Genomic DNA, 10,111 nt, shown 5'->3' with positions numbered 1-10,111 from the left:
TGGCGACGAGGGCTGCCAGCTCCTCCTGGCTGGTCTCGGCCGGCAGCGTGTGCTGGACGGATTTGAAACCGCATTCCTTGGCCATGCGGCCCTTCGAGCCGACATAGGCGTGGCTTGCCGGATCGTCACCGACGATGACGACCGCAAGGCCGGCGGTGACGCCGCTGCTCTTTTCCAGCGCTGCCGTCGCACTCTTGACCGTCTGAATGACCGATGCAGCTACGTTCTTGCCGTCGATTACTGTCGCCACGCGTCTCTCCGCCCTGTTTCGCGTCAATCTATGGATAGTCGGCGAGCGTCAAATGCCCGCTAACGCCCTATCCTGTCGGAAAGCAGCAAGGCAATATCAAAAATGCAAGGAAATGACCGTTCAGCGCAGCTGCCGCGCGTCGAGGCCATGAACAAGAAGCCGGTCGCGCAGGCCGGAGATTTCGGAGCGCAGCGCCTCCATCTCGTCGACCTCGGTCGGGACCGGTTGCGGTGCCGGCGGCAGCGAAGACAGCGGTTGGGACAGCGATGGAGATAGCGGCATGTCCTCTTCGGCCGCGGCCACGGGTTTACGCAGGCGCAGCAGGAGAGCCGCAGCAAGGCCGGCGGCGAGACCCGCGGCAGCGCCGGCCAGCGAGCCGCCGGTCAGGCCGTCGGGCGCCGATACCGCCGTTGCCAGCGCCGGCTTCATGAGAGTGATTTGGCCGTCGGCGCCCGTTGCCGGCGACGTCGAAGCCGAATCTTCCAGGCGCGCACGCGCGGCGGCCGCCTTGTCGCTGAGCTCGGTCAGCCGGGAAAGATCGACACCGGTATCCCGGCTTTGAGCGATCAGGGTGTTGCGGCGGTCGTTCAAGGCCTTGCGCGCATCGACGGCGGCCTTGGCGGCGACATTGGCGGTCTGGGCAAGACGGGTCAGTTCCTTGCCCATATTCTCCTTCAGACCATCGGTTTCGGCCTGCTGCTGCAAGAGGCGCGGATGGCGCGGGCCAAGCTCGGCCGAAAGCTGCGCAAGCGCTGTCTTGGCGACCGCATATTTGTCGCGCCAGTCCTGCAGCGCCGGCGAAAGCATGTCGGAGGGCAACGAACCGTCGAGCACCCCGGCAAGTTTTGCGGCTTTCAACCGGTCGGCCTGCGCCTTGGCGTCCAGGATAGTCTGGTCGGCCTCTTTCAGATCGGCATCGAGCCCGTCGATCTGACGGCGAAGATCGACCGCCACCTTGACGTTGCCCTCGCCGCTCTTTGCCGTGAAGGCGGTCAGTTCCGCCTTCGCCTCGTCATAGGCCTTGCGCAAGGCGGCGTCGGTTGCGGTGTTGCCGCCGGGTCCATCTGCCGGGGAAACCGCTCCGGCAAGCCTTGCGACAATGCGCATGGATTTGCCGCTGTCGCCGGTCGTCACCCTGACGAGGATCGTGCCGGCGGCGGCATCGGGTAGTATCTCCACAGCATGCTTCAACGCTGCCTCGGCGCGCGAAGCCGGATCGGCAGCAGCCCCGGTCGCCGAGAGGAGATCGAGCGCAACGCCAAACGCATTGGCTCTGGGGCCGGCAAATTCGGGATCGTGATCGAGTTTCAGGGCGGCGACCGTCGAAGCAACCACCCGCGCCGACATCAGCCCTTTCGCTGCAGCCTCTGTGAAAGCGGCCCGGCTTGCGGCATCGGTCTTCACCACAAGCGTCGCTTCTGCGCGGTAGAGGGCTGGTGAAGCCGGCATCAGTGCCGGCAGGCCGGCGCCGATCATCGTCGCAGCGGTCACTATCATTGCAAGACCAATGCCGCCGACGCGCCGCCGTGGCGGCGCCGGGCGGGGGCCGGCCGGTTCGTTAACGAGCGCTGCCAGCGGTTCTGGCGAGAACATCGGTTCGCTGGCCGGAGCAGCCGGTTGTTCACTGTGCGCCTGTTGCTGAAGAAGCGCGTGGCCAACGTCGTTGGCGGCCCGCAGGCGATTACCAAGGATGGTCTCGATGCGATCAACCAGCGGCGCCGTGGGCGCCGCTTTTGCGCGCTGCTCTTCCAGCGCGCGGCCGATGGCGCGCAGCAGTTCGGCCTCGGGCGGCGCGATATCGGACCGGTTCGACCGGGGCAATCCTTGGGGCAATCCGTAGAGATCGTCATGGGCGCGCGCCGGCGCAGGCGCCGCAAGCCGGGTGGCTGCGCGATCGTGAAAGCTGCTTCTGGCCCTGATATCGTACATTTGCGCCACATCTCATGCACATGATGGCAGAATTTAATCATCCGCACGGATGCAGATGATTAATCCAGTCTAAATCTTCATGGCAAAGAAATGGTTAACCGCAGCGTGTAAGAATTATGCATCATTCCTTAAATCGGAATCGATCCAAGGCTAAAATTATACGACATTCCAAGGTGCGACAGCGCCCGAAAGGACGCGCAACGCTGCAGCGTCAGCTCGCTTTCTTTTGGTCTGACTGCGGCTGCAGTACGGTCACCTGCTCCTCCGGATAGCTCAGGATCCTTTCGCGCCGGCGGAAGCGGTAGCGCAGGACATGGAAAAGAAAGATCGGGATGCCGACGATGTAGCGGCGCCAAAGGCGCGTCGGCTCCTGCAGCAGGCGATAAGCCCATTCCATTCGCATCATCCGCACCGTCTTCGGCGCGCGCGGGACGGCGCCGGAGACGAAGTCGAACAGAGCGCCGACCGTCAGCACCAGGCGCGCATGATCGGCACGGATATTGTCGTGGACCCATTTTTCCTGCAGCGGCGTTCCCATGCCGACGATCAGAATGTCGAGCTTCTGGCGTTCGATCTCCTCGGTGACCTCAGTCGAATCGACCTTGTCGAAATAACCGTCGGAAACGACGACGAATTCATGCCAGGGTGTATGCCGGCGGAAATTTTCCGCCGCCGCCTCGACGACCGAACGTGTGCCGCCGATGAGGCCGATGCGGCGTGGAGCCTCCATGAAGGTCAGGAAAGCCGGGACGAAATCGGTGCCGTTCAGATTGGCGGGAAACGGCGCACCATGGGCGATCTGCGATGCGATGTTCAGGCCGATGCCATCCGGCAGCACCAGATTGTGCGACATGATCCGGTAATATTCGTCGTCGTGAAGCGCGGTCAGCATATTGTGGGCGTTGACGAAGCAAACCACGGTCTGGCCGACGGGAATGGAGGCCAGCTCGTTGATGAAAACGAGGGCGTCGTCCCAGCCGAGATCGCAGACCGGCAGATCGAAGATCGTCCGCCGCGATGCGAGCACCGCGAAGTTTGCAATCAGATTCATTCCTACCTCCTGCCGAGGGTGCTGCATGCGCCCGACATCCCGGAAAACAAGCCCATAATTCCGCACCGGAGGTCTCGAAAGGACCGGGCGCGTCCCGCCCGGACGGCGCCGCCCCGATTTCGGGAAGCGGCACACGCCAAGCTGTGACACCTGATATAACAGGACGGTTTCAAACAACCCTTAGGAAAATTCCTTGAATTTCTATGCGCGTATAAGTGGTTCATTAACCACACGTGCCAACGAAAAACGGCGCCCTGCGGCGCCGTTTTTCGTCGATGATAAAATAATCCCTAGTGGGCGGCTGGCGCCGGCGCTTCACCGGCCGGTGCGGTCTCGACAATCTTGACAGGTGTGCCCATCTTCTTCGGCTGCCCGGCGGAGCTTTGCTTGACATCTTCCTTGGAGAGATAGTCGAGCTGCTCCAGCATCACGTCAGCGACATACTCGCCGCCGAGGCGCTCGTTCATGCCCTTCTTGATCTCTTCGCGGAAGCCCTTTGGATCGAAGGATTTGATGTGGGCGATATCGACCATCTTGTTGCCGACGAGCAGGCTGAAAAGCTCGTCCGTCGTCATCTCGGCCAGCGGCAGCGTCACGCCCTTCAGCATCTCCTTGTTCATCATGAAGGAAACGCGGCCAAGAAAGTAGCCGGTCACCGCGCCGTTACCGATGATCGGCACCGTGATCGTTTCACCCTTCACCAGTTCGAGCGCGCTCTGCTTGGAATCCGTTGCCGCGGGCGCGGGCGCGGTCGCCAAGTACACCGAGAAATAGACCGATGCCAAGGTGATGGCGCAAACCCAGACACCGGTGAGGACGAGCTTGATCATCAGTTTCCACGCACGGCGAATTGTTCCTGGGAATAGGTCCCGTCGGCATCGGCGTCCTGGACGGCGTTCTTCAGGAGGTCAGCGACAGCGCGAACCGCTTCGAGGTGCGCCTCGACACGACGGGCATTGAGAACCAGCTTCTTCTTCAGGCCGTGCAGCTGATCGAGATGGGCAGCGGCGAGCTCGGCCGGCTCGGTGTCGCGGAACAGCATGGACAGCTCGTAAAGGCAGCGGCTTTTATGCGCATTGGAGACCTTGAGATCGAACTGCGGGTCGTTGCCGATCCGGGTGTTCTCATTGTCGATGATCATTTCGAGGCGTCCGAGAACGGATTTGATCCTGTATTCGTTCGAAACTATTTCCATGGTACCCCCGGTTATGCGTCGTTTAGAGAAGATGCCGAAAAGTGTGCGCGGCTTTCGGACGACATCATGCTCTAACTATCTGATTGAGAACAAGATTCACATTTTAGGCCAACGCGCCTGATTCATCCTGTTTTATCGGTCTTGGCTTCGGCGGTCGGCGTGCCAAATGTCTTGCGCTGGAAATCGTCGATCATGCTGAGCGCTACGTTGCGGTCGTCTTTGTCGGTCGAAGCATTGACGATCTTGCCTTCCTGCCTGCGCAGCTGCTCGCTGTACATCTGCTTGGCGATGCCGATGCCGTCACCCTTGGCCATGACGTTGCCGAGCTGCTCGGCCATCATGCCTTTCCAGATATCGCCGGTCGCGCCCTTGCCGTAGACGTCGTCGCTTTCGCTCGGCAGCATGTTCTTGACGAAATTCTGCAGAACCATGGCCTCAAATTTCCGGTAGCTCTCCGGCACTTCCTCAGCCTTGGTGCGGTTCTGGATGTTGTTGAGGCCGCTCTTCTGGCCGATATGATCGAGAACATCAACCGTATTGGCGAAGCCCTTGCCGTTCTCGGCGAGGCTCGTTGCAGCAAAGGCCGCACGATTTGCCTTCAATTTTTCCTGGGCTGCCTGAACCTCCATGGGGTCGGCAGCTTTGACAACATCCAGGACCAGGTCACTGGGGGGCGAAATAGCCACGTTACAATCCTCTAAATTAAGATCGTAACGACTATGGGTTTCGAAGCTTGCTGGAGGCTGGTGTTGCGAATTGCTGATCGATGACATCGTAGACGGCATTGTCATCGGCCTCGCGGCGCTCGGCCTCGAGGGCCTCTTTCATGCCTTCTTCGAAACGGTCGCCCTTGGCGCGCTCGCGCGCCAGCCGCATCTCGTGGACCTGCTGCATGCCTATCAGCTGCTGGTCCTTGATGCTGAGCCTGCCGAATCGATCGGCGTAATTCTGCGAGAAGGCGTGGTGGACCGGGTCCATCGAGCCGAGCGCGAGGATGACATCGTCCATCGCCGCATTGACCTCGACGCGCTGGCGGCTGGTTTCTGCCAGATCGTTCTCGGCCATCCTTTCGATATGCCGCTGCACCGAGAGCAATCGCTTGAGCTTCTGGGAGCGGTTCCTTTCGATCATGACAGCCTCATCGCCCGATATAGATCGAGCCGAAGGACTGGCCAAACTGGCTGACCATCGCCGCAATCGAGAAATATATCAGGAAGAGCCCGCCCATCAGCAGATAGGGCGTTGAGATGAAGTAAACCGGGATCTGCGGCGCCAACTTGTTGATGAAGCCGATCGAGACGTTGAAGATCAGGCCGTAGATCAAGAACGGGCTCGACAGCCGCAGCATGATGTAGGTGGTCTGCTCCAGCGTGTCGGCAAAGGAGATCAGCGTCGCGCGCATCTGCATCAGGCCGCCGAACGGCATGGTCGTGTAGGAATCGATCAGCGCGCGGAAGACGATGTGATGAAAATCCATGATGAACAGGATCATGATGCCGGCAAAGGTGACGAAGGCAGAAAGGCTGGTCTCAGGCGTATCTTCGAGGATGTCGGCGGAGCCCGGCTGGGAATAGCCTACCATCATGGCGAGGATCGAGGCGGCGAACTGCATGCCGAGCGTGTAGATCCTTGCCAGCATGCCGTACATCACGCCGATCAGCGATTCGCTGACGATCAGGCCGATATAGGTTCCGGAACCGGTGTGAACGGCCGGATAGACAGTGTCCCAGAGCAGCGGCATGACAGAGATCGAGAGCGCGCCGGCAATGAAGACGCGCAGTTGGTCGGGCACGCGCGCCGAGGAAAAACCCGGAAGAGCCAGCACACAGCCACCGATCCGGCAGAAAACCAGAAACAGCGCGAGAACGGTCCCTTGCGGGTCTGTTATCATGAAATAGAGCCCAAAATCTTTATCTCGATGCCCTTGGCCAGTTCGACATGCGACAGGACCGGGAGCGTGGCGAACAGCCGTTCGATGATCATGCGCACATAGGAGCGTGTTTCCGGCGACGTGACAAGTACGAATGGCAGGCCGCGATCCATGAACTCACGGATAACTTTGGTGGCTTGCTCGCTGAACTCCTCGAGGCTGCGCGGATCGATGTCGAATTCGATCACTTCGCCCTTGGCGTCGCGCTTCAATGCCTGGTGGAAAGCGAGATCCCATTTGCTACCCAGCCGGAGGACACGCAGCACGCCGTTGTCGGCGAGGTCGCCACAGAGCTGCTGGGCCATGCGGATGCGGACATGCTCGACGATCTGCTCGGTCTTTCTGACATGCGGCGCGAGCTCGGCCACTGCTTCGAGAATGAGGTGCAGGTTGCGGATCGACACGCGTTCGGCAAGCAGAAGCTTGAGCACCGCCTGCAGGCCCGAATAGGACATGTGCGACGAGCATATCTCGTCGGCGAGCTTCTTGTATTCGGGATCGAGCCGGTCGATCAGAACCTTGACGTCCTTGTAGGACAGAAGCTGCGGAAGGTTGTTGCGGATGACCTCGCTCATATGGGTCAGCACGACAGAGACATTGTCGATCGGCTGGAAGCCCTCGCGTTTCAGATCATCGGTGAAGTTTTCGAGAATCGAGACGGCAGGCATGCCGAAGGCGGGTTCGCGGATTTCGTCGCCGGGGATGCTCGGCCGGCGGCCGGCACCGGTGACGACGAGGACTTCGCCGACGCGCAGCAGGTTGGAGGCAACCGTCGTGCCGTGAATGCGGATCTGGTACGACTTCTCGGCGATGGCAATATCGTCGGTGACCTTGATCTCTGGCACAACGAAGCCGTATTGCGTGGCGAACTTCTTGCGCATCTTGCCGACGCGGAAGGCGAGTTCCTGGTGGGCGCCGAGCAGGCGCGTCGAGACCATCTTGCCGAGTGCGAGCTCGATCTCCGAGGTGCGCAGTACCGCCTTGACCGAATCCTTTTCCAGTTCCTTGCTTTGGACGACCTTATTTTCCTCTTGCTCGCGGCGAAGCTTGTTTTCAGCCTCGACCTTACGCGGTATGAACCAGGCGCCGAAGGCGAGAAGACCGCCGAGGATCGTGAAAGGGACAAACGGCAGGCCCGGCATCAACGCCAGGATGAACATCAGCACGGCCGAGACGGAAAGCGCACGAGGGTAACCGCTGAGCTGATTGACGACTGCCTGGTCGGTGGAGCCGGTGGTGCCGCCGCGAGAAACGAGAAGGCCGGCGGCGAGCGAGACAATCAGAGCCGGCATCTGCGAGACGAGGCCGTCGCCGACGGAGAGCTTGACGAAGACGTCGGCCGCTTCGCCGATCGGCATGCCGTGGCGGAAATAGCCGATGATGATGCCACCGAAGACGTTGATGGCGGTAATGATAAGGCCGGCGACGGCATCGCCACGCACGAATTTCGAAGCACCGTCCATCGCACCGAAGAAGGAGCTTTCCTCTTCGAGCTCCCTGCGCCGGCGCTGGGCTTCCTTCTCGTCGATGATGCCGGCCGAAAGATCGGCGTCAATCGACATCTGCTTACCGGGAATGGCATCGAGCGTGAAACGAGCGCCGACTTCGGCGATGCGCGTGGCGCCCTTGGTGATGACGATGAAGTTGATGGTGATGAGGATCAGGAAGACGATCAGACCGATGACGAAGTCGCCAGACATCACCAGGCTTGCGAAACCAGCGATGACGCCACCCGCCGCGTCGTGGCCTTCATTGCCGTGGGACAGGATGACGCGGGTCGTCGCGATGTTCAGCGCCAGCCGGGTCATCGTCGCGATCAGCAGAATGGTCGGGAAAGAGGAGAAATCGAGCGGTTTCTGGATCCACAGCGCAACCATCAGGATCAGCACCGAGAAGGCGATCGAGAAGGCCAGCCCCATGTCGATGAGGAATGGCGGGATCGGCAGGAAGAGAATGCAGATGATGAAGATGATGCCGAGGGCAAAACCGACATCGCGCAGGCCCGGGGCGACTTTCGGAAGGGGTAATGCAGGTGGTTGCGCCATAACGATTCCGTCTCTTCATGAGAGGAGGAGGACTACAGTCCGCCCAATTCGGATCGAGAGTTAAATGGCGAAGCTTGCGCGAAGGTGGCTCAGAAGCCGGACTGGATGCGCGAGAAGACCAGATTGGTGAAAATTGAGATCTGCGAGCCGACGAAGGGTGCTGTGACGCCGACGGTGATCAGCACCGCGACGATCTTCGGCACGAAGGTCAGCGTCGCTTCCTGCACTTGGGTCAGCGCCTGGATCAAGGCAATGATAAGACCCACCACCATTGCGGCGATGACGGCGGGACCGGCGGAAATCAGGACGGTCCAGATCGCGGCCTGAAACAGATCCAATGCATCAGCTTCATTCATCTGAAGGCAACCTCATATCGCCTCGAAGCAGCCCCGCCATGGCCGGGCCGCTGTTGGTTGGTATCACCCGACGCGACGGCGCCGCGGTATCAGGTATCAGTGCTGTCGCTGGTCGTGGTCGTCGTGGCCGGCGCCTGGCTGGCAACAGTGATTCCCGCCTGCACGAGTATCTTACCCCCATCCTTAGTCGTCGCAATGACGCCGTCGGAATAAACTTTGACGGAATCGATGATGCCTTTGACGGTGCCGTCGGCGCTTTCCATGTATTTGCCGACGTAGCTGCTGGCCTGGGTAAGGCTGGAGCTGGATAGCAATGTGTCCAGCTTGGTGTTGGTCTGGATCGTCTGCTCGACCTGCGAGAAGCTTGCCAGTTGCGACATCTGCTGGCTGGCATCGACCGGGTCGGTCGGATCCTGGTTCTTCATCTGCGCGATAAGCAGCTGAAGGAAATTGTCGTAGTTCAGCGTCGCTTTCTGCTGGGCCGAATTCGTCGTGCTCGTCGTGCTCGTGTTGGTCACGCTTGATGTTGCATCTACCGCCATGGTGCAATCTCCCTGCGAATCTGCTCGACCATCGTCGGCGGCATTTCGTGGTTGTTGAGGATATTGTCTTCGATCGCATAGAGGCCGCGGATCGCCTTCAACGCATCAAAAGCGCGGCCGGTCGAGACGAGCGCATCGATGCGCTTCAGTTCCGCGAGGATTTCCTCGTTTTTGAAGCAACTGAGCAGCATGGTAATCGACTTGCGGAACATCGCCGTCGAGTGGTCCTTGCCCTCGGGATTGATGAGGATCATCTGCGCGATGAAATAGAGCTGACGTAGGGGCGTGGTGGCCGCTTCCGGCTGGAGGACGTGGTTTTCGAGAAGGAACGTCACATCATTCAGGAATTCCAGCGCGACCTTGCGGTCGACGCGCAGGACGGCGCCGTTGATGAAGATTCTTTCTCCGGCTTTCAGAGAAATGCGAAGTGTACTTTTCATTTAAGTCCATCCCTGATGATGGTGGTAACGTCGATGATGCCCTGGTAGTTATTCGACAGACGTTTTCGGATCCTGTCGCATTCCTTCAATATCCAGATCGCGATCGAGATGAGGTTGGCCCTGAGCTGGATCTCCAGCTGATTGTCGGGATGTTTCAAATCTTCGATGAAACTGATCCACACTCGGCGCGTATAGAACAGCGCTTCGATGGCTTCTCGGCCGTATTTTTCCTTTTCGCGCGCCAACGACAGCAGGTCTATGGACCGGTCAAGAACCTGCCATTCCCGCTCTTTCGCGTCGGCCACCGAGTCCTGCATGACTTCGGCATATGAGAACTGATACATTCATGCATCCTTCTTTATACTGCGCGCCT

13 protein-coding genes are annotated in these 10,111 nt (G+C 59.9%); all 13 read right to left on the bottom strand.

All coding sequences use genetic code 11. From position 1 onward, the window contains the following. Window positions 1-250, bottom strand: a 250-nt coding sequence (locus GR197_RS03205) for a tetrahydrofolate dehydrogenase/cyclohydrolase catalytic domain-containing protein (RefSeq protein ID WP_348643237.1), incomplete at its 3' end; no start/stop codon positions are given. A 120-nt stretch (window positions 251-370) separates the two neighbouring features. Beyond that, the gene (locus GR197_RS03200) at window positions 371-2,179 is read right to left on the bottom strand and encodes a succinoglycan biosynthesis protein exop (protein WP_164006567.1); all 1,809 of its coding nucleotides are present in this window, start codon (window positions 2,177-2,179) and stop codon (window positions 371-373) included. A gap of 211 nt (window positions 2,180-2,390) precedes the next feature. Continuing rightward, entirely contained in the window at window positions 2,391-3,230 is an 840-nt protein-coding gene (locus GR197_RS03195; RefSeq protein WP_164006566.1) for a WecB/TagA/CpsF family glycosyltransferase, read from the bottom strand. A gap of 290 nt (window positions 3,231-3,520) precedes the next feature. Further along, window positions 3,521-4,060 carry a hypothetical protein gene (locus GR197_RS03190; protein ID WP_164006565.1) on the bottom strand — a complete coding sequence of 180 codons (540 nt, stop codon included), beginning with the start codon at window positions 4,058-4,060 and terminating at the stop codon, window positions 3,521-3,523. Next, window positions 4,060-4,425 (bottom strand): hypothetical protein, encoded by a 366-nt coding sequence (locus tag GR197_RS03185; protein ID WP_164006564.1) that lies wholly within the window; start codon window positions 4,423-4,425, stop codon window positions 4,060-4,062. The genes GR197_RS03190 and GR197_RS03185 overlap by 1 nt, the downstream gene beginning before the upstream one ends. Window positions 4,426-4,547: 122 nt before the next feature. Next, window positions 4,548-5,111, bottom strand: coding sequence for a rod-binding protein (locus GR197_RS03180; RefSeq protein ID WP_164006563.1), 564 nt, complete (start codon window positions 5,109-5,111; stop codon window positions 4,548-4,550). A gap of 31 nt (window positions 5,112-5,142) precedes the next feature. Beyond that, entirely contained in the window at window positions 5,143-5,556 is a 414-nt protein-coding gene (locus GR197_RS03175) for a hypothetical protein (RefSeq protein ID WP_164006562.1), read from the bottom strand. A 7-nt stretch (window positions 5,557-5,563) separates the two neighbouring features. Next, on the bottom strand, window positions 5,564-6,316 hold the full coding sequence (locus GR197_RS03170) for a flagellar biosynthetic protein FliR (RefSeq protein WP_164006561.1): 753 nt from the start codon (window positions 6,314-6,316) through the stop codon (window positions 5,564-5,566). Next, a complete protein-coding gene (gene flhA, locus GR197_RS03165) occupies window positions 6,313-8,400 on the bottom strand; it encodes a flagellar biosynthesis protein FlhA (RefSeq protein ID WP_164006560.1) in 2,088 nt (695 codons plus the stop codon). Before flhA ends, GR197_RS03170 begins: the two co-directional genes overlap by 4 nt. An 89-nt stretch (window positions 8,401-8,489) precedes the next feature. After that, a complete protein-coding gene (gene fliQ, locus GR197_RS03160; RefSeq protein WP_164006559.1) occupies window positions 8,490-8,756 on the bottom strand; it encodes a flagellar biosynthesis protein FliQ in 267 nt (88 codons plus the stop codon). Between the two features lie 89 nt (window positions 8,757-8,845). Then, window positions 8,846-9,298, bottom strand: coding sequence for a flagellar hook assembly protein FlgD (gene flgD, locus GR197_RS03155; protein ID WP_164006558.1), 453 nt, complete (start codon window positions 9,296-9,298; stop codon window positions 8,846-8,848). Next, the gene (gene flbT, locus GR197_RS03150) at window positions 9,289-9,738 is read right to left on the bottom strand and encodes a flagellar biosynthesis repressor FlbT (RefSeq protein WP_007633262.1); all 450 of its coding nucleotides are present in this window, start codon (window positions 9,736-9,738) and stop codon (window positions 9,289-9,291) included. The genes flgD and flbT overlap by 10 nt, the downstream gene beginning before the upstream one ends. Then, window positions 9,735-10,082, bottom strand: a complete 348-nt coding sequence (gene flaF / locus GR197_RS03145; protein ID WP_164006557.1) for a flagellar biosynthesis regulator FlaF — start codon at window positions 10,080-10,082, stop codon at window positions 9,735-9,737. Before flaF ends, flbT begins: the two co-directional genes overlap by 4 nt. Between the last annotated feature and the right edge of the window lie 29 nt (window positions 10,083-10,111).

The sequence above is a fragment of the Rhizobium phaseoli genome, assembly GCF_010668805.1.
In the GTDB taxonomy this organism is placed as follows: Bacteria; Pseudomonadota; Alphaproteobacteria; order Rhizobiales; family Rhizobiaceae; genus Rhizobium; species Rhizobium phaseoli_A.
Note: the sequence above shows the minus strand (reverse complement) of the source record. Positions and strands in the feature narration are given on the sequence as shown.

Coding starts and splice junctions, on each gene's coding strand:
- flbT (WP_007633262.1), bottom strand. CDS start 9,738: ATGAAAAGTACACTTCGCATTTCTCTGAAAGCCGGAGAAAGAATCTTC.
- GR197_RS03200 (WP_164006567.1), bottom strand. CDS start 2,179: ATGTACGATATCAGGGCCAGAAGCAGCTTTCACGATCGCGCAGCCACC.
- flgD (WP_164006558.1), bottom strand. CDS start 9,298: ATGGCGGTAGATGCAACATCAAGCGTGACCAACACGAGCACGACGAGC.
- flaF (WP_164006557.1), bottom strand. CDS start 10,082: ATGTATCAGTTCTCATATGCCGAAGTCATGCAGGACTCGGTGGCCGAC.
- fliQ (WP_164006559.1), bottom strand. CDS start 8,756: ATGAATGAAGCTGATGCATTGGATCTGTTTCAGGCCGCGATCTGGACC.
- GR197_RS03185 (WP_164006564.1), bottom strand. CDS start 4,425: ATGGAAATAGTTTCGAACGAATACAGGATCAAATCCGTTCTCGGACGC.
- GR197_RS03195 (WP_164006566.1), bottom strand. CDS start 3,230: ATGAATCTGATTGCAAACTTCGCGGTGCTCGCATCGCGGCGGACGATC.
- flhA (WP_164006560.1), bottom strand. CDS start 8,400: ATGGCGCAACCACCTGCATTACCCCTTCCGAAAGTCGCCCCGGGCCTG.
- GR197_RS03190 (WP_164006565.1), bottom strand. CDS start 4,060: ATGATCAAGCTCGTCCTCACCGGTGTCTGGGTTTGCGCCATCACCTTG.
- GR197_RS03175 (WP_164006562.1), bottom strand. CDS start 5,556: ATGATCGAAAGGAACCGCTCCCAGAAGCTCAAGCGATTGCTCTCGGTG.
- GR197_RS03170 (WP_164006561.1), bottom strand. CDS start 6,316: ATGATAACAGACCCGCAAGGGACCGTTCTCGCGCTGTTTCTGGTTTTC.